We start from the raw sequence: 17,027 nt of genomic DNA, 5'->3' as shown, positions 1-17,027 counted from the left end.
GTGTTTCAGGGGCCGTCCCGCCGTACGGGCGCGGGCCGCCGGATCAGATCCTCGGCGGACGCGCCTCGTACGGGGTCGACAGCACCACCGTGGTGCGGGTCGAGACGCCCGCCAGGGTCCTCAGCCGTGCCAGCAGCTCCTCCAGCTCGTGCGGAGTGGCCACCCGGACCTTCAGGATGTAGTTCTCGTCGCCCGCCACGCTGTGGCACGCCTCGATCTCGGGAACGCCCGCCAGGCGTTCCGCGATGTCGTCGGGGGCACTGGGGTCGAAGGGTTTCACCGAGATGAAGGCCGTCATGGGCAGGCCCACCGCCTCCGGGTCGACCACCGCGGCATACCCGCGGATGACACCGCGCTGCTCCAGCCGTCGCACCCGCTGGTGCACGGCCGACGTGGACAGGCCCGTGGCCTTGCCCAGGTCTGTGTAACTCATCCGCCCGTCCTTGACGAGCAGCTGCACGATTTGTCGGTCCAGCTCCTCCATGGCGCTAGAACCTACAGTGCGCCTGATCTCCTCGGATACCTGAGCGGCCCAGGTCATGCCCGGTTCGTGATGTGAGCGGGCGCCGCCGGTGCGCCGTCCGGGGGGACAAAGCGACCGCCACGGGCACCTGCGAGCGGCATGTGACGAAGGCCACACCCCTGCGGGAGCCTCCGTGATGTTCTCGTGATTACCTCCGTGACCGGACGGGAAGTGCTTGCTGTGGTCGAGGCCGCAGTGCCTTCACGGCCCAGCCCGAGGGGGAGAACCCAATGCAGAGTCTTAAGCGTCCTGGTCGTACCGCGCCCAAGCGCCTGGCAGTCGTCGAGCCCGAGCCGGAGGGCGTCGAACTCGACGCCCTGGACGACGAGTTCGACGCGTACGACACCTTCGAGATGTACCGGGTGATCTGCCCGGACTGCGCGCAGCCCATCGCGCTCCTCGCGGACGAGGAGGTGCTGCCGGAACACGCGCTGTGCGCCTCGCCGTGGAACCCCTTCGGCCTGACGGTGTGTGCCGGCACGGGTCGCCGGGCCGCCGAGGCCGGCTCGGCGGACGAGTCCGCGGAGCCCCAGGAGCAGGACACGGCCCTGCTGCTGACGCTCCCTCAGGGTCTCGACTGGCGGACCCAGCCGTTCTCGCACGTGGGCGGCCCCGGTTCGCGCCCCATGCGGGTGCCGGTGATCCGCCGCCAGGCCGCCTGAGCCGCTTCGCTCAGCCCCAGTAGTCGCCCTGCACCATGGCTCGCAGACTGCCGTGGTGCAGGATCAGCGTGTCGGGATCGTCCGGTACGACCACCTCGCCGAAGTGCACCTGGCGGTAGGCGATCCTCAGCATGACGATCGCGTGCCGCAGCGCCGCGTACAGGGTGAAGAAGTCCATGTCGCGCGGCGTGTGGCCGGTGAGTTCGGCGTAGCGGGCCTCGATCCGGTCGCGGCGCAGGATGTCGGGCAGCCCGCGCTGCCCGAAGCCGACCGTGAGGTCCTGGAAGAAGCGGTGCAGGTAGACCGTCCAGCCGAGGTCGACCTCACGCGGGGCCAGGGCCGCCATCTCCCAGTCCAGTACGGCGACGGGGTCGAAGCCGTCGTAGACGACGTTCCCGATGCGTGCGTCGCCCCAGTTGAGGACGGCCGGACCCGGGTCGCGCGGCCAGATCTCCTCCAGCCGGTCGAAGGACCGCTCGATGAGGGGTGAGCGGGCGAGACCGGTCACCACCCAGTCGTAGTAGGCGCGTTGGGCGGTGACGTGTCGGCGCAGTGCGTCACCCTGGCCGGGCAGAGCCAGGAACTCGACCTCCTTCAGAGGGACTTGGTCGTGCAGGCGCGCCAGCAGACCTACTGATGCAGCCTCCAGGTGTGCGCGTTCGGCGTCGCTCGCGGAGTGCAGCCAGTTGCCCTCGTAGGTGTAGAGCATGACGTCCGGCGGAACGCGTCCTGCCACGCGCTCCATGACGAAGAAGGGCGCTCCCAGTGGGCCGGGGTCCTCCTCCAACCACTGCACCCTCGGCACCGGGAGGTCGGAGAACTCCGCCACCGTCCGCATCGTGCGGTACTGGCGGACCATGTCGTACACCGGGAAGACCGTGTACGCCGACGGGTCCGCCGCCAGCCTGAGCGCGCACTCCCGCAGGGGCGGTGCGGGATGTTCGACGGTGAAGAGCAGGGTCTCGCTGGACATGCCGTTCGAGGCGGGGACGGTGATGTCCGTCGCCCTGGCTCCGGGGAGACGGGCGCCGAGCCAGGCGGTGAGGCGGCCGGCGAGTTCCTCGGGGTCGCGGGTGGTGGTGCGCGGGCGGGGTGCCGTGGCCATGAGCTCGTCCCCTTACGGTGCGGCGGAGTCGCATTACGGTGCGACGGAGTCGCCTTACGGTGCGGCGGAGTCGCCTTACGGTGCGGCGGAGTCGAATCCGGTGAAGCCGCTCGGGTCGTGGCGGCCGAACGAGCCGTGTTCGAAGATGCCGTGGCCGACCCTGCCGTCCAGACGGAAGCGGGCCGCGTGGTCGGTGACGCCGAACGCGGCCAGGGGGTGCTCCCGCGAGAGGTCGTAGGTGCGGCGGTCGGTCCAGTCGCGGCCCTGCCAGGTGCCGTGCTGCCAGTCGTCCGCAGGCGGATAGCCGGCGCCGAGGGCGAGGGGTGAGGAGGTGAGGACCTCCACCTCCAGCTCCATGGGCTTGCGGACGTCACCGAGGTGGACGAGGGCGCGTTCGGGGTGGCGAGTACCGGCTCGGTAGGTGATCTCGGCCTGTGGCCAGCCGAGTTGGCGGTCCCGGTGGCCGGGGCGGACGAGGGTCGCGTCGTTCAGCGAGCGGTGGCCGTCGGCGTCCTCCTGGACGATCACCATGAGGAACCGGTCCTCGAAGCGGACGGGGCACCAGATCCAGTGGAAGCCCTCGGTCGGATGCTCCTCGGCGAACCGGCCGCCCTCCTCCCCCGGCACGGGGCGCACGCCCCAGCTGCGGTCGCGGGTCCCGGTCCAGCCCTGGACCCGGATCTCGCGCCCGGCCACCCGGATCCACCCGTCGCAGTGCCCGGCCTGCACGAACCGCCGTCCCTCCAGGGTGAGCCGGCCGCCCCGCCGCTGGAGGTGGTGCGGTTCCCACAGGGCGGGGAAGTCGGCGGTCCAGGTGATCTCGTACGACAGTCCGTCCGGGTCGTCCGGGGCGGCCTCGCAGCTCACCACGAAGTCGCGCAGCGGGCGTTCGACGAGGATGCGCAGCGGGCCCACGCCCAGGTCGGTCCGGGCGTCGTCCCGCAGGGCGTCCGAGGCGCGCACCGCGTGCAGGGTGTCGCCGAGGCGCAGGGTGGCGTAGGCGTCTATGACCCCGAGGTTGGGGTACACCCCGAGCCCGAGGATCAGCAGGGCCTGTCCCTCGTGGTCGAGGACGTGGAAGATGCAGCGGTCGTAGGCGTTGCGGTCGCCCGTCGCCACGTACTTCATGGACAGGGGGACCTGGTGCACGGGGTACTCGTCGAGCGGTACCGGGCGGTCGTCGGTCACGGTCAACCTCCCTGCCTGAGTGGGGGCTGACGGTACGTCAGGGAGGCGTCGGTGGCCAGATGTTCGGCCGGACGCCGGTGAACTCACGCTCGATTGCGGGGAGCGGTGACCAGGTCGCGGGGTGTCGCGTTGCCCCGGCATGACCCTTGCCTACGCGCCGGTCGCCGAATCGGTTCCCCCTTCCTACCGGCCCGCTCCGCCGCCGCCTCAGGACCCGCCCATCTACCGCGATCTGATGCGGACCTGGGCCGTCGGCGGCCGCACCCTGCCGGGGCGCCACGACCCGGAGTGGGCCCGGCTCGCGGCGCCGCAGGTCAGGCCGGGGCAGTTCAGCGCGTCTCAGGACCCGCCAGGTGACGGGCGATGACCATCCGCTGGATCTGGTTGGTGCCCTCGACGATCTGAAGGACCTTGGCCTCGCGCATGTACCGCTCGGCCGGGAAGTCGGCGGTGTAGCCGTAGCCGCCGAGGACCTGGACGGCGTCGGTGGTGACCTTCATCGCGGTGTCGGTGCAGTGCAGTTTCGCCATGGCCGCCTGCTTGGCGAAGGGCCGCCCGGCGTCCCGCAACCGCGCCGCCGCTAGGTACAGCGCCCGGCCGGCCTCGATCTGGGTCGCCATGTCGGCGAGCATGAAGCGCAGCCCCTGGAAGTCCGCGATCGGCCGCCCGAACTGCTGTCGCCCGGTCGCGTAGCCGACCGCCTCGTCGAGGGCCGCCTGGGCCAGCCCGATCGCACAGGCCGCGATGCCGAGCCGTCCCGAGTCCAGGGCGGACAGGGCGATCGCGAAGCCCTGGCCCTCGTCGCCGACGCGCCGCGCATCGGGGACCCGTACGCCGTCGAAGTGCACCTGGGCGGTGGGCGAGCCCTTCATGCCCATCTTCCTCTCCGGCGCGGCAGCACTGACGCCGTCCGCGTCGGCGGGGACCAGGAACGCGGTGATCCCGCGCGGGCCCTCCTCGCCGGTGCGCGCCATGACGGTGTAGAAGTCCGCGATCCCGCCGTGGGTGATCCAGGCCTTGGTGCCGTTGATCACCCAGTCGTCGCCGTCCCGGACCGCTCTGGTGCGCAGCGAGGCCGCGTCGGATCCGGAGGACGGCTCCGAGAGGCAGTAAGCCCCGACAAGCCCGCCGCCGAGCATCGCGGGCAGGTGTTCGACCTGCTGCTGCTTGGTGCCGTAGGTGGCCACCGCGTAGGAGGCGAGAGTGTGCACACTGACGCCGAGGCCGACGGTGAGGCGGGCCGCGGCGAGCTCTTCGAGGACCTGGAGGTAGACCTCGTACGGCTGGTCGGCGCCGCCGTGTTCCGAGTCGTAGGGCAGACCGAGCAGTCCGGTCCGGGAGAGCAGGGTGAAGATCTCGCGCGGGAAGTGCCCGGCGTCCTCCTCCTCGGCCGCCTTCGGGACGATCTCGGCCTGCGCGATGTCGCGGACGAGCGAGATCAGTTCCCGGGCCTCGTCCGTGGGCAGTTGCCGGTCCACCGGCTGCGGGGCGCGGTCGGGCATGGCGACGCTCTCCTCCCTGTAGGGCGCTGGCGGACGCACGCCGTGGGGTGGGGCGGCTCCGCCGGTCTCACTGGACGCCTGTCGCTGCTCGCGTCTCCCGGGTCACGGAAGCTGCTGACCAGCGGCTGCGCCCTGTGAGTATGCCCGATCGGGGACCCCTGGTCACTGGTTAACGACCGCTTACTTCAAGATAGCCCAGGGCACCGACAAGCGGCCGCGCGAGCGTGCCGGAATTGGTCCGAACCATTGACGCGGTGGTCTAGTCCTCCTACTGTTCCGGCAACGCTTTACCGCGTTCATGCCAATCCCCTGGCGTTCCCCTCTCCCCCACGAGGAGACACCGATGCACCTCCCCCAGCGCGCCCGGTTCCGGGCGCTGATCTCCGCCGCGTGCTGCGCGGTCCTCGGCGCGGGCCTGCTGGCCGGCGCGAGCAGCGCGACCGCGGCCGCCCGCGAGGCGACACCGAGGGCGGCCGGCTCCAAGGTCGTCGGCTACTTCACCGAATGGGGCACCTACGACCGCAAGTACTACGTCAAGAACATCGAGACCTCCGGCTCGGCGGCGAGGCTGACGCACATCAACTACGCCTTCGGCAACGTCACCGGCGGCAAGTGCGCGATGGGCGACGCCTACGCGGCGACCGACCGGACCTACACCGCGGCCGAGTCGGTGGACGGCGTGGCCGACACCTGGGACCAGCCGCTGCGGGGCAACTTCAACCAGCTCCGGGAGCTGAAGAAGAAGCACCCGGGGCTGAAGGTCATCTGGTCGTTCGGCGGCTGGACCTGGTCGAGCGGCTTCGGCGAGGCCGCCCGCAACCCCGCCGCGTTCGCGCAGTCCTGCTACGACCTGGTCGAGAACTCCAAGTGGGCCGACGTCTTCGACGGCATCGACATCGACTGGGAGTACCCGAACGCGTGCGGCAACACCTGTGACACCAGCGGCCGGGAGGCGTTCAAGAACCTGATGGCGGCGCTGCGCGCGAAGTTCGGCAGCGGCTCGCTGGTCACCGCCGCGATCACCGCCGACGCCACGGCGGGCGGCAAGATCGACGCGGCGAACTACGCGGGCGCGGCACAGTACGTCGACTGGTACAACCCGATGACGTACGACTACTTCGGCGCCTGGGACGCCTCGGGACCGACGGCCCCGCACTCGGCGCTGAACAGCTACTCGGGCATCCCGAAGGCGAACTTCTACACCTCGGCGACGATCGCCAAGCTCAAGGGGCTCGGCATCCCGGCCTCGAAACTGCTGCTCGGCATCGGCTTCTACGGCCGCGGCTGGACCGGGGTCACGCAGTCGGCACCCGGTGGCAGCGCGACGGGCCCGGCGGCGGGCACCTACGAACAGGGCATCGACGACTACAAGGTGCTCAAGTCCAAGTGCCCGGCGACGGGGACGGTCGGCGGCACGGCGTACGCCAAGTGCGGCACCAACTGGTGGAGTTACGACACCCCCGCGACCATCGCGACGAAGATGACCTACAAGAACCAGCAGGGCCTCGGCGGCACCTTCTTCTGGGAGCTGAGCGGTGACACCTCGGGCGGTGAGCTGATCAAGGCGATCAACTAGCCGACCCGAACCGGGACTTGGGGCGGGGGACCACGAGCCTCCGCCCCTTGCCGTCAGCCGTCCCTGCGGGCGGGCCGGGGCGCGGGGTAGTTGGGGTCCATCTCCTCGATGGCGCGCATGGAGCCGCCGAGGGCCTTCACCAGGAGGTCGCGCAGGGTGTCGCGGGAGAGCTGGGGCGGGCCGTCGATCCAGTCCAGGGTGGCGCCCTCGACGCTGCACACCCAGGCGAGCAGTCCCATGCGGGCCAGCGGGGCGATGTCGGTACGGCCGTACGCCCCCTGGGCGATGGTCGCGACGATCGCCTCGCGTACACCGTCCCGGACCGCGTGCACCTCGGCGTCGAAACCGACCCCGCCGCTGACGACCGTGCGGTAGGCGGCCTGGTTGTGCTCGGCGTACCGGAGATAGCTGTCCAGGGTGCGGTGGACGTGTTCCACCTGCCCCACTTCCTCTTCCAGCCTGAGGCCGCTCGCCGCGTAGGTGACCAGGTCGGTGACGGAGTCCTGGATGATCGCCAGGTAGTAACCCCGCTTGGACTGGAAGTAGTAGTAGATCAGCCCCTTGGCGACATGCGCCTGCTTGGCGATGTCGTCCATGGAGAGCGCGTCGTAGGAGGTGTCCGCGAACAACTTCCGCCCGATGGCGATGAGTTCGGCACGGCGCGCAACCGAGCGCTCGGTGCCGCGGGCCCGCGGCCGGGCGGCTTCACGCTGATCACTGATATTCAAATTTCGACCCTGGTCTCGGGCTGGTGGCGGGACAAGCGCAGTATGTCAGGTCGCCTTTGAGTCAGGTCACAGCAGCCGGATGAGTCAGATCACAGCAGACCGAGTTGCGTGACGAGCATCGCGATGACGGCGACGAGGACCCAGCCCGCGAGGTGTTCGACGACGGACGGGCCGTCGTCGCGGGGGCCGCCGGTGCGGGTACGGGCGGCGGTGGCTGACTGTGCGGTCATGGTGTCTCGCTGCTCTCGGACGACTGGGTGGACTCCCCCCACCGGTCCGTCCACCTTGCCACCGAAAGGGGCTTTTGCGGCAGAGAGCTTGGTCACAGGGCCCCCGCCACCCCGGGGCCCTGTGCCGGACCTCAGCGCACGCCCACCACCTCCAGCGCCTTGCGCTGGCGCGGAGTCGGGCAGGCGGGGAAGTACAGGTAGCAGACGCCCCCGGTACCGGAGACGACCTTGCCACTGGCGTTGTACCGCTTGGTGCGCAGCCAGATGTTCTCCCACTCGCGCCGCTTGTAGACGCGCCGGACCTCCTGGTCGCTCGGCGAGGCCGGGTCGTTGGCGATCACGTCACCCTCGGCGGTGAAGCCGATCACCGTCATGAGGTGACCGGAGGTTCCGTAACCGGCCCCGGTGAGCTCCTCCTTGAGGAACGACTGGGACGTTATGGCCGGGATGCCGGCCGCGATCAGCGTCTCCAGGTCGGTCAGCGAGCCGAGCCGGGTGACCACGCCCTGAAGATCCTTGAAGGTGGCCGCGTAGGCCGCGTTGAAGGGCCAGTTGCCGCAGCCCGCGTACTGGTAGTCGTAGGTGTACCGGGCCGCGTGGCAGACCTGCGGGTCGGCGTACGACGGGTCGACCCAGGCCAGTTGCTCCTTGGTGAGCCTGCCGCCCCAGTACTCGATGATCATCTGCGAGGAGGTGGGGCTGCACCAGGCCTCACCGCCGTTGTCGTACTCGGGGTACTGGCCCTTGTGGATCTCCTGCGAGTAGCGCGGGACGATCAGTTCGCGGGCGACGCCCGGCGTGGAGGCCGGGACGGTGAAGCGGTCGGGGACGTCCGAGCCCATGGCGCCCAGGCGCCACACGGTCGGGGTGTTCTTCGCGCCCGGCTTGCGGTACAGGGTGAGCCGCAACTGGTACGACGCCAGACGCAGCCCGGTCGCCGGGGCGTCGATCGCGAAGGTGTCGGTCCAGATGCTGCTCTTGTCGTCGCTCTGGTCGTCGACCGAGGTCCGCCTGATGTCCCCGTCTCCGGCGGCCCAGCGGCCCATCACGTACCACGGGGTGGCCGTGCCGTCGGAGTACGTCCCCTGGAGCTCGATCTGGATCCAGGTGCCGGCCGGGGTATGGGCGTTCCAGGAGGCGATCACCTCGGTCGAGGGCACGGCGAGCCGGTGCACCGGGGAGGTCCAGGTCGCGTACTCCCAGGGGGCGGTGGTCCCGGTGTGCGGATCGGTGTAGTCGGTGGTGCCCGCGGGAGTGCTGATCACCACGCCGGGACGCCGGCCGGCGAGGGCACGGGTGCCGTTCGCGGTGCCGGCGCGCCAGTCGCCGTAGGTGGTCCAGGCATGGTTGTCGACCAGTCGGGCGGGCTCGTCGTGATCCGCGTCGGCCGTGGTGCCGGCTGCGGCCGCGGGGCCCGTGCCGCCGGCCACCGCGGCGGCGACCGCGACGGCGAGAACGGTTCTGCGGGACGGCTGTTCGGCTCTGCTCATGGGTGGGAAGACCCCCAGGTGTCCTTCGGGACGGATCCGATGCACGGTTGTGCGCCAACTATGGATGAGGCGCCATGCTCCTGCCAGCACTTCCGGCCGTGCCACGCCCACCAATATTGGTCTCGACCACTGGCATGACCTGGGAAGCTGTGGTTCCGGCAGCGAGTGCGGGCCCCTCACTACACTGGACGGGCCAGACCGCCCGTCCGTATGAGCGCCTCCAGGAATCGTCATCCACGCCCTCGCCTCCCGGCTCCGCCGGCTCCCCCCGTCCTGCGGCCCGGTCCGGCTGGTCGGCGTCGACGGCCACGCCGGCTCGGGGAAGTCCACGTTCGCCGGACGGCTGGCCGACGCCCTCGACGGAGCGCCGGTCCTGCATCTCGACGACATCGCCAGCCACGACGAACTGTTCGACTGGACCGGACGGCTGCTGCGCGAGGTGATCACCCCGTTCGGCCGCGGCGAGACCGCACGTTACGCCCCCTACGACTGGCACACCCGGCGCTTCGGACCGCCCCGGGATCTGCCGCCGGTGCCCGTGGTCCTGCTCGAGGGCGTCGGCGCGGGCCGGCGCGCGCTCAGACCGCACCTCGCATGCCTGCTGTGGATGGACCTGCCCCGTGAGGAGTCCTGGGCCAGAGGGCGATCCCGGGACGGGGAGGAACAGCGGGAGTTCTGGGAGGGATGGGTCCTGGCGGAACAACGGCATTTCGCCGAAGACCCCTCCCGGCCCTTCGCCGATGCGCTGGTACGCCAGTGCGGGCAGGGGTACGAGACAACTGACGGGCCTGCTGTGACTCCTGGACCGGACCACGACATCACACACGGTGACGACCCAACGGCGATGTGTTGAAGCTGTGAAGAACCACCGGTAAGAACTTGCCTGAGTCGCCCAACTCCGCTTGACCGAGGGGCCGTACAGGTCTTACGTTCTCAATGTGCGGCCGATGCAGGTCGCCCGCAGTCGCGAAGCCCCCGGTTGTTCCCCCGTGATCGGGGGCTTCGTTCTGCCCTCACACAGAAATATGCACGCGGTGAGACGTCATCCGCTCACCCTCGGTCACCGTCCGCGGTGCGCCCCATCTGCTCCCACCTCGTCAAACGGCCCGTGCGGCACCCTACGGCGAGCGACACCACCGCAGGTACGATGCCCTCGGTGCGACCTACGGACAGCTGCTCTGCGCACCGTTGCAACTCCGGTCCGCGGCACAGCGGTTGGACGAAGGCGGCCATCGGGCGTCGGCCCGGTGGTGAACCACGGGGGCACGGTTTGTGGGGGACGTGATGGATTTCGGCACGCAGGGCCCCGAGGCCCCGGCCGACCTCGCCTGGCTGCGGGGTGTGGACGCCTACACGATGGGCGCCTACCCACAGGCGGAGGAGGAGTTCCGGGCCGCGGTGCGGATCGACCCCGGGATGGCCGACGGCTGGCTCGGGTTGCACGCGCTGCGCGTCGACACGACGACCGCGCTGCTCCGGATGTTCCGGCACCGCGAGCGCTTCGGCGAGCAACGTACACGCCACCGCCGTAACCTCAACTCCTGGTACTGGCTGGGCTGGTGGGTGCAGCCGGTCCTCGAGAGCCCGCGTGACCTGCTGCTCGCGCACGCCTCGCACTGGCTGGACGGCCGGCACGTCCCGGAGCTCGACCGGGCCCTCGCGGGGCTGCCCCCGGTGGACACCGACCACCAGGTCCGCTTCCTGCACGCCTGCCGCGCCTACCTGGTCAAGGACTGGGAGCAACTGGTCCGGCACACCGACCCACTGATCGACGACGCCATGCTCGGCATCGAGGCCGGTCTGTTCGGGGGCATGGCCCGGGTCCGCCTGGAGATGTTCGGGCAGGCCGAACCGCTCCTCTCGGCGGCCCTGATGCGCTGCCGCAGCGAACAGCCCCAGCGCAAGGAACTGCGGTACTGGCTGGCCCGGGCCCACGAGGGCACCGGCCGGTCCGCCGCCGCGCTCCCTCTCTACCGGGCGGTGCACCGCGTCGACCCCGCCTTCATGGACACCTCGGCCCGGCTCGCCGCGATCGCCGAGGGGGACGGGTACGACGACCCCGCCGACCTCGCGTCGATCACGCTCACCGGGTTCGGACAGGACGTGCTGGAAGGGCCCGACGGGATCGAGCCGCTGTTCGGTGTCGAGGGGCGGGACGTGAAGCTCTCCGATCCGCAGCCGCCGACCGGGCCGCTGCCCACGATGACGGACCCGGCCGGGCGGGAGCGGTCCGGCACCCTGGCAGGTGCACTGCCCGCCGGGCCCACCGACCCCGTCCTCCTGGAGGAGGCGCTCGCCGAACTCGAGCGCATGGTGGGCCTCGAACCGGTGAAGCGCCAGGTCAAAGCGCTGTCCGCGCAGTTGAACATGGCCCGCCTGCGCGCGGGGCAGGGGCTCCCGGTCCAGCCGCCCAAACGTCACTTCGTCTTCTCCGGGCCCTCCGGCACCGGCAAGACCACGGTGGCCCGCATCCTCGGGCGCGTCTTCTACGCCCTCGGGCTGCTCGGCGGCGACCATCTCGTGGAGGCGCAGCGGGCGGACCTGGTCGGGGAGTACCTCGGCCAGACCGCGGTCAAGGCGAACGAACTGATCGACTCCGCGCTCGGCGGGGTCCTGTTCGTGGACGAGGCCTACTCGCTCTCCAACTCCGGTTACGGGAAGGGCGATGCGTACGGCGACGAGGCGCTCCAGGTGCTGCTGAAGCGGGCCGAGGACAACCGGGACCACCTGGTCGTGATCCTCGCGGGTTACCCGGAGGGCATGGACCGGCTGCTCACCGCGAACCCCGGCCTGTCGTCCCGCTTCACCACCCGCGTCGACTTCCCGTCCTACCGCCCGCTCGAACTCACCTCCATCGGTGAGGTGTTGGCCGCCGAGAACGGGGACGTGTGGGACGAGGAGGCCCTGGACGAGCTGCGCTCCATCGCGGGGCACGTGGTGGACCAGGGGTGGATCGACGAACTGGGCAACGGGCGGTTCCTGCGGACGCTGTACGAGAAGAGCTGTGCGTACCGGGATCTTCGGTTGTCGGTGTATCCGGGGATGCTGAGCCGGGACGACCTGTCGACGCTGCGGTTGCCGGATCTGATGCAGGCGTACGGGGAGGTCTTGTCGGGCCGGGGACCTCAGGATCCGTCGGCCACGTGAGGTGTTCGGCTGCGGGCCGGTGGGGCTTCCCGCGCAGTTCCCCGCGCCCCTGAAAACGAGTGGGTGCGGTCACCTACTCAGGGGCGCGGGGAACTGTGCGACCAGCCACGACGAACCCGCGGCCGAACCTACGACGCCAACGCCTCCTCGCTGCTCCGAGGCTCGGTGACGCGTACCTCCGGCAGCTCCCGGTGCGCCGGATCCCGTACCTCACCGACGAGCAGTTCCAGTACGTCCTCCAGGGCCACCAGGCCCAGTACCTTGCCGGACCCGTCCGCCACCTGGGCCAGGTGAGTGGCGGCCCGGCGCATCACCGTCAGCGCGTCGTCCAGCGGCAGATCCGAACGCAGCTTCGTCATCGGTCGCCAGACCTGCTGCGGCACCGCCCGCTGGGACTCCTCCAGATCGAGTACGTCCTTCACGTGCAGGTACCCCATGAACACGCCGTTGTCCGCGGCGATCGGGAAGCGGGAGTACCCGGTGCGCCCGGTGAGTTCGATGATCTCGCCCGGGGTGACCGAGGGGCGGACCGTCACCAGGGACTCGCGCTTGAGCAGGACGTCGGTGACCGGGCGGGAGCCCAGTTCCAGCGCGTCCTCCAGGCGTTCCTGTTCCTCGGGGTCCAGCAGACCCGCCTGGCCGGAGTCCTCGACCAGCCGGTTGAGCTGTTCGCTGGTGAAGACCGCCTCGACCTCGTCCTTGGGCTCGACGCGGAAGAGCCGCAGGATGGCGGCGGCGCAGGCGCCGAGGGCGAGGGTGATGGGGCGGCACAGCCGCGCGAAGGCCACCAGGCCCGGGCTGAGCCAGAGCGCGACCTTCTCGGGCGCGGCCATCGCGAGGTTCTTCGGGACCATCTCACCGATGACGAGGTGGAAGAAGACAACCGCGGCCAGGGCGATGACGTACCCCAGCGGGTGGATCATGCCGTGCGGCAGGTGCATCCACTCGAACACCGGCTCCAGCAGATGCGCGACCGTCGGCTCGGCGACCGCGCCGAGCGTCAGGGAGCACACCGTGATGCCGAACTGGGCGGCCGCCATCATCTGTGGGAGCCGCTCCAGGCCGTACAGCACCTGGCGGGCGCGTGCGGTGCCGAGCGGTTCGATCTGGCTGCGGCGCACCGAGACCAGCGCGAACTCGGCGCCGACGAAGAAGCCGTTGGCGAGCACCAGCAGGGCTGCGAAGAGGAGTTGGAGCACGCTCATCGGGCGGCCTCCATGACGTTGACCGCGGGGACCGTGCGGACCAGGCGGACCCGCTCGGCGCGGTAGTGCCCGACCTGGCGCACGGTGAGCCGCCAGCCGGGCAGCTCGGCCCGGTCCCCGACGGCGGGGATACGGCCGAGCAGGTCGGCGACCAGCCCGGCGACCGTCTCGTACGGTCCCTCGGGCACGTCGAGACCTATGCGCTGGAGGATGTCGACCCGGCAGCTGCCGTCGGCGTCCCAGGCCAGGCGGCCGTCCTCGGGCGGGGCGGCGGCGAGTTCGGGGATGTCCTGGCCGTCGTGCTCGTCGCGGACCTCGCCGACGATCTCCTCGACGATGTCCTCCAGGGTGACCACGCCGGCGGTGCCGCCGTACTCGTCGACGACGACGGCGATGGGCTGCTCGCTGCGCAGCTGGGCCAGCAGGGGCTGGACCGGGAGCGTCTCGGGCACCAGCAGCGCCGGACGGGCGATCCGGCCCACGGGAGTGCGCAGCCGGTCCTGGGAGGGGACGGCGAGGGCGTCCTTGAGGTGGGCCATGCCGACGATCTCGTCGATCTTCTCCCGGTAGACCGGGAAACGGGACAGACCGGTGGCACGGGTGAGGTTGACGACGTCCTCGGCGGTCGCGGACGCCTGGAGCGAGCTGACCTTCACGCGCGGGGTCATGACGTGCTGCGCGGTGAGCTCGCCGAGGGACAGGGTGCGCACGAAGAGGTCCGCGGTGTCCTGTTCCAGGGCGCCGGCCTGGGCGGAGTGCCGGGCCAGGGAGACCAGCTCGCCAGGGGTGCGGGCGGAGGCCAGCTCCTCGGCGGGCTCGATGCCGAGCGCGCGGACGAGGCGGTTGGCGACCGCGTTGAGCGCGGCGATGACCGGCCGGAACAGCCGAGCGAAGGCGTGCTGCGGGCCCGCGACGAAGCGGGCGACCTGCATCGGCTTGGACACCGCCCAGTTCTTGGGCACGAGCTCGCCGATCACCATCTGCACGGCGGAGGCCAGCAGCATGCCGACGACGACGGCCACGCCGGAGACCGCTCCCTCGGGGATGCCGATGACCGTGAACGGGGCGTGCAGCAGTTCCGCGAGAGCCGGTTCGGCGAGCATGCCGACGACCAGGGAGGTGATGGTGATGCCGAGCTGGGTGCCGGAGAGCTGGAACGACAGCTCCTTGAGCGAATCGGCGACCCGGCGGGCCCTCCGGTCGCCTTCCGCGGCGGCCTTCTCGGCGTCGGTGGCCTCCACGGTGACGAGGCCGAACTCGGCCGCCACGAAGAAGCCGTTGGCGAGAATGAGCAGGAACGCCGCTCCGAGGAGCAGCAGGGGGATGGTCATGCTGCCGCCTCGACACGTAGGGAGGGGGCAGCGCAGGTACTACAGGACGATCCGTCCATCGCTGGAGGGAGTCACTCCTCGGGTAGCAGGAACAACGAGAGGCGGAGGCGTGGTGAAAACGCCTCCGCCAACAGATTAATCAAGACAGGGCCCGATGCGGCAGGGTGGAGTTCCCCGAGTCAGCCCTGATCTTCGTCGGAGCGGGCCGTGGAACGGGCCTCGGCGAGCGCCCGCAGGGCCCTCGCGTCGGCGATGGCCTGCTCTTTCGCGATGCCCGGCTGGATGCCGAGCGCCGGCAGGCTGGTGCCGTCGCTGAGGTTGAGGAACACCCACGGGTCGCCCGGGCGGAGGTTCACCTGGATGATCTCGGCCCACTCCAGCCGCCGCCTGCTGGCGATGTTCTGGACGGTGACCCCGGACTCGTCGGCGACGACCTTCACCCTGGCCAGCAGGAACAGCACACCGGCGAGCAGGGCCGCGGTGAACACGAAGCTCAGGCGCTCGCCGGGGCCGAGCTGTTCGAGGAGCAGCGCGATCACCGTGATCACCACGAAGATCGCGACTCCGGCGGTGAGCAGGACCGCACGGGTGCGGCCCGGCCGGAACGTGACGGGCAGGGCGGGAGGTTCGGAGGACATCTGCGGTACGCCCCTCAGAGACGGCAGGCGTGGATGGCCGTCGTCAGGATGGCCCGCGCGCCGATGTCGTACAGGTCGTCCATGATCCGCTGCGCCTCCTTGGCCGGGACCATCGCGCGGACGGCGACCCAGCCCTCGTTGTGCAGCGGGGAGACGGTCGGGGATTCGAGGCCGGGGGTGAGCGCGACGGCCTTCTCGAGCTGCTCGACGCGGCAGTCGTAGTCCATCATCACGTACGTCCGTGCCACCAGGACGCCCTGGAGGCGGCGCAGGAACTGCTGGACCTTGGGTTCCTCGGCGTCGGCACCGGTGCGGCGGATGACGACGGCCTCGGACTTCATGATGGGCTCGCCGAAGACCTCCAGGCCCGCGTTGCGCAGGCTGGTGCCGGTCTCGACGACGTCGGCGATGACCTCGGCGACACCGAGTTCGATGGCGGTCTCGACCGCGCCGTCGAGGTGGACGACGGCGGCGTCGATGCCGTGGTCCGCGAGGTGTCCGGCCACGATCCCCTCGTAGGAGGTGGCGACCGTCCTGCCCTTGAGGTCCTCGACGCCGTTCGCGGTGCCCGGCTTGGACGCGAAGCGGAAGGTGGAGCGGGCGAAGCCGAGCGGGAGGATCTCCTCGGCGTCGGCACCGGAGTCGATCAGCAGGTCACGGCCGGTGATGCCGATGTCGAGCTGGCCGGAGGAGACGTAGATCGCGATGTCCCGGGGGCGGAGGTAGAAGAACTCCACGTCGTTGACCGGGTCGACGGTCCGCAGTTCCTTGGACTCGCGGCGCTGCTGGTAGCCGGCCTCATGCAGCATGTCCGCCGCAGGTCCTGACAGGGAACCCTTGTTGGGGACGGCGATGCGCAGCATGAGGTCGGCTTCCTTTGCTCTCAGGGGGGTGTTCGGCGACTGGCTTACAGGTGGGCGTAGACGTCGTCGAGGGAGATCCCGCGCGCGACCATCATCACCTGGACGTGGTAGAGCAGCTGCGAGATCTCCTCGGCGGCCGCTTCCTTGCCCTCGTACTCGGCGGCCATCCAGACCTCGGCGGCCTCTTCGACGACCTTCTTGCCGATGGCATGGACCCCCTTGCCGACCAGTTCTGCGGTGCGGGAGGTGGCGGGGTCGCCGGTGGCGGCCTTCTGCTGGAGCTCGGTGAAGAGCTCCTCGAACGTCTTATTGGACATGGTGTCGCTCAGCCTATGCCAAATGACACCTTCGTCAGTGCCACGGTTCAGATACTGAGCGGAGGGTGGCAGCCGTGGCCACCGCGGCGGTCACCGCCTCGTGCCCCTTGTCCTCGTTGGAGCCCTCCAGGCCCGCCCGGTCCAGGGCCTGTTCCTCGGTGTCGCAGGTGAGGACGCCCATGCCGACGGGGACGCCGGTCTCCACGGACACCTGGGTGAGGCCCTGGACGACGCCCTGGCACACGTACTCGAAGTGCGGGGTGCCGCCGCGGATGACGACACCGAGGGCGACGATCGCGTCGTAGCCGCGGCCCGCGAGGACCTTGGCCACGACCGGGAGTTCCCAGCTGCCGGGGACCCTGAGCAGGGTCGGCTCGTCGATGCCCAGGTCGTGCAGGGCGCGCAGGGCGCCGTCGACCAGTCCGTCCATCACCTTCTCGTGCCACTGCGCCGCGATGACGGCGACCCGCAGGTCCCCCACGTTGCGTACCGACAGCTCCGGTGCACCCTTGCCGCTCACGT

Annotated in this window: 17 protein-coding genes; 4 read left to right on the top strand and 13 right to left on the bottom strand. The window is 70.4% G+C overall.

Going from position 1 to position 17,027, the window contains the following annotated elements; genetic code table 11:
• Positions 1-43 precede the first annotated feature (43 nt).
• Positions 44-484 (bottom strand): Lrp/AsnC family transcriptional regulator, encoded by a 441-nt coding sequence (locus IF54_RS0122900; protein WP_020138156.1) that lies wholly within the window; start codon positions 482-484, stop codon positions 44-46.
• A 269-nt stretch (positions 485-753) separates the two neighbouring features.
• On the opposite strand from IF54_RS0122900, the gene IF54_RS0122895 reads away from it, so the two are divergent.
• Positions 754-1,185 carry a hypothetical protein gene (locus tag IF54_RS0122895; RefSeq protein ID WP_020138155.1) on the top strand — a complete coding sequence of 144 codons (432 nt, stop codon included), beginning with the start codon at positions 754-756 and terminating at the stop codon, positions 1,183-1,185.
• A gap of 10 nt (positions 1,186-1,195) precedes the next feature.
• Here IF54_RS0122895 and IF54_RS0122890 read toward each other — a convergent pair whose 3' ends face one another.
• The 3 genes from IF54_RS0122890 to IF54_RS0122880 all read right to left on the bottom strand — a co-directional run bounded on the left by IF54_RS0122890 (position 1,196) and on the right by IF54_RS0122880 (position 4,980).
• The gene (locus tag IF54_RS0122890) at positions 1,196-2,290 is read right to left on the bottom strand and encodes a phosphotransferase family protein (protein ID WP_030321613.1); all 1,095 of its coding nucleotides are present in this window, start codon (positions 2,288-2,290) and stop codon (positions 1,196-1,198) included.
• Positions 2,291-2,365: 75 nt separating this feature from the next.
• Positions 2,366-3,478 carry a hypothetical protein gene (locus IF54_RS0122885; RefSeq protein ID WP_030321611.1) on the bottom strand — a complete coding sequence of 371 codons (1,113 nt, stop codon included), beginning with the start codon at positions 3,476-3,478 and terminating at the stop codon, positions 2,366-2,368.
• Between the two features lie 329 nt (positions 3,479-3,807).
• Positions 3,808-4,980 (bottom strand): acyl-CoA dehydrogenase, encoded by a 1,173-nt coding sequence (locus IF54_RS0122880; protein WP_030321609.1) that lies wholly within the window; start codon positions 4,978-4,980, stop codon positions 3,808-3,810.
• A gap of 343 nt (positions 4,981-5,323) precedes the next feature.
• Between IF54_RS0122880 and IF54_RS0122875 the strand changes: the two genes are divergently transcribed.
• Positions 5,324-6,556, top strand: a complete 1,233-nt coding sequence (locus tag IF54_RS0122875; RefSeq protein ID WP_030321607.1) for a glycoside hydrolase family 18 protein — start codon at positions 5,324-5,326, stop codon at positions 6,554-6,556.
• A 53-nt stretch (positions 6,557-6,609) separates the two neighbouring features.
• Here IF54_RS0122875 and IF54_RS0122870 read toward each other — a convergent pair whose 3' ends face one another.
• The 3 genes from IF54_RS0122870 to IF54_RS0122860 form a co-directional block, all read right to left on the bottom strand.
• Complete coding sequence (locus tag IF54_RS0122870) at positions 6,610-7,284, bottom strand: TetR/AcrR family transcriptional regulator (protein WP_030321604.1); 675 nt, start codon at positions 7,282-7,284, stop codon at positions 6,610-6,612.
• An 89-nt stretch (positions 7,285-7,373) separates the two neighbouring features.
• Positions 7,374-7,514, bottom strand: coding sequence for an SCO1431 family membrane protein (locus IF54_RS42235; RefSeq protein ID WP_107047873.1), 141 nt, complete (start codon positions 7,512-7,514; stop codon positions 7,374-7,376).
• Between the two features lie 131 nt (positions 7,515-7,645).
• On the bottom strand, positions 7,646-9,004 hold the full coding sequence (locus tag IF54_RS0122860; protein ID WP_030321602.1) for a peptidase C39 family protein: 1,359 nt from the start codon (positions 9,002-9,004) through the stop codon (positions 7,646-7,648).
• A 232-nt stretch (positions 9,005-9,236) separates the two neighbouring features.
• On the opposite strand from IF54_RS0122860, the gene IF54_RS0122855 reads away from it, so the two are divergent.
• Positions 9,237-9,857: a uridine kinase family protein gene (locus IF54_RS0122855; RefSeq protein WP_063754950.1), complete on the top strand. Its 621-nt coding sequence runs from the start codon at positions 9,237-9,239 to the stop codon at positions 9,855-9,857.
• 431 nt (positions 9,858-10,288) lie between these two features.
• Positions 10,289-12,151: an AAA family ATPase gene (locus IF54_RS0122850; RefSeq protein WP_030321597.1), complete on the top strand. Its 1,863-nt coding sequence runs from the start codon at positions 10,289-10,291 to the stop codon at positions 12,149-12,151.
• Between the two features lie 128 nt (positions 12,152-12,279).
• On the opposite strand, the gene IF54_RS0122845 is transcribed toward IF54_RS0122850, so the two are convergent.
• The 6 genes from IF54_RS0122845 to ribH all read right to left on the bottom strand — a co-directional run bounded on the left by IF54_RS0122845 (position 12,280) and on the right by ribH (position 17,025).
• Positions 12,280-13,356, bottom strand: coding sequence for a hemolysin family protein (locus IF54_RS0122845; RefSeq protein WP_030321594.1), 1,077 nt, complete (start codon positions 13,354-13,356; stop codon positions 12,280-12,282).
• Positions 13,353-14,687: a hemolysin family protein gene (locus IF54_RS0122840; RefSeq protein ID WP_030321592.1), complete on the bottom strand. Its 1,335-nt coding sequence runs from the start codon at positions 14,685-14,687 to the stop codon at positions 13,353-13,355. Before IF54_RS0122840 ends, IF54_RS0122845 begins: the two co-directional genes overlap by 4 nt.
• A 179-nt stretch (positions 14,688-14,866) precedes the next feature.
• Positions 14,867-15,325: a PH domain-containing protein gene (locus tag IF54_RS0122835; protein ID WP_030321590.1), complete on the bottom strand. Its 459-nt coding sequence runs from the start codon at positions 15,323-15,325 to the stop codon at positions 14,867-14,869.
• A gap of 14 nt (positions 15,326-15,339) precedes the next feature.
• A complete protein-coding gene (gene hisG, locus IF54_RS0122830; protein WP_030321588.1) occupies positions 15,340-16,188 on the bottom strand; it encodes an ATP phosphoribosyltransferase in 849 nt (282 codons plus the stop codon).
• A 44-nt stretch (positions 16,189-16,232) separates the two neighbouring features.
• On the bottom strand, positions 16,233-16,505 hold the full coding sequence (locus tag IF54_RS0122825; protein WP_018534786.1) for a phosphoribosyl-ATP diphosphatase: 273 nt from the start codon (positions 16,503-16,505) through the stop codon (positions 16,233-16,235).
• Positions 16,506-16,539: 34 nt separating this feature from the next.
• The gene (gene ribH / locus IF54_RS0122820) at positions 16,540-17,025 is read right to left on the bottom strand and encodes a 6,7-dimethyl-8-ribityllumazine synthase (RefSeq protein ID WP_020138141.1); all 486 of its coding nucleotides are present in this window, start codon (positions 17,023-17,025) and stop codon (positions 16,540-16,542) included.
• Between the last annotated feature and the right edge of the window lie 2 nt (positions 17,026-17,027).

The organism is Streptomyces sp. NRRL B-3229 (assembly GCF_000719505.1).
Taxonomy (GTDB): Bacteria; Actinomycetota; Actinomycetes; order Streptomycetales; family Streptomycetaceae; genus Streptomyces; species Streptomyces griseorubiginosus.
Note: the sequence above shows the minus strand (reverse complement) of the source record. Positions and strands in the feature narration are given on the sequence as shown.

Excerpts from the sequence above, each read along its gene's own strand:
- IF54_RS0122850 (WP_030321597.1), top strand. The coding sequence starts at position 10,289 with ATGGATTTCGGCACGCAGGGCCCCGAGGCCCCGGCCGACCTCGCCTGG.
- IF54_RS0122835 (WP_030321590.1), bottom strand. The coding sequence starts at position 15,325 with ATGTCCTCCGAACCTCCCGCCCTGCCCGTCACGTTCCGGCCGGGCCGC.
- IF54_RS0122875 (WP_030321607.1), top strand. The coding sequence starts at position 5,324 with ATGCACCTCCCCCAGCGCGCCCGGTTCCGGGCGCTGATCTCCGCCGCG.
- IF54_RS0122840 (WP_030321592.1), bottom strand. The coding sequence starts at position 14,687 with ATGACCATCCCCCTGCTGCTCCTCGGAGCGGCGTTCCTGCTCATTCTC.
- hisG (WP_030321588.1), bottom strand. The coding sequence starts at position 16,188 with ATGCTGCGCATCGCCGTCCCCAACAAGGGTTCCCTGTCAGGACCTGCG.
- IF54_RS0122825 (WP_018534786.1), bottom strand. The coding sequence starts at position 16,505 with ATGTCCAATAAGACGTTCGAGGAGCTCTTCACCGAGCTCCAGCAGAAG.
- IF54_RS0122895 (WP_020138155.1), top strand. The coding sequence starts at position 754 with ATGCAGAGTCTTAAGCGTCCTGGTCGTACCGCGCCCAAGCGCCTGGCA.
- IF54_RS0122890 (WP_030321613.1), bottom strand. The coding sequence starts at position 2,290 with ATGGCCACGGCACCCCGCCCGCGCACCACCACCCGCGACCCCGAGGAA.
- IF54_RS0122860 (WP_030321602.1), bottom strand. The coding sequence starts at position 9,004 with ATGAGCAGAGCCGAACAGCCGTCCCGCAGAACCGTTCTCGCCGTCGCG.
- IF54_RS0122845 (WP_030321594.1), bottom strand. The coding sequence starts at position 13,356 with ATGAGCGTGCTCCAACTCCTCTTCGCAGCCCTGCTGGTGCTCGCCAAC.
- IF54_RS42235 (WP_107047873.1), bottom strand. The coding sequence starts at position 7,514 with ATGACCGCACAGTCAGCCACCGCCGCCCGTACCCGCACCGGCGGCCCC.
- IF54_RS0122900 (WP_020138156.1), bottom strand. The coding sequence starts at position 484 with ATGGAGGAGCTGGACCGACAAATCGTGCAGCTGCTCGTCAAGGACGGG.
- IF54_RS0122880 (WP_030321609.1), bottom strand. The coding sequence starts at position 4,980 with ATGCCCGACCGCGCCCCGCAGCCGGTGGACCGGCAACTGCCCACGGAC.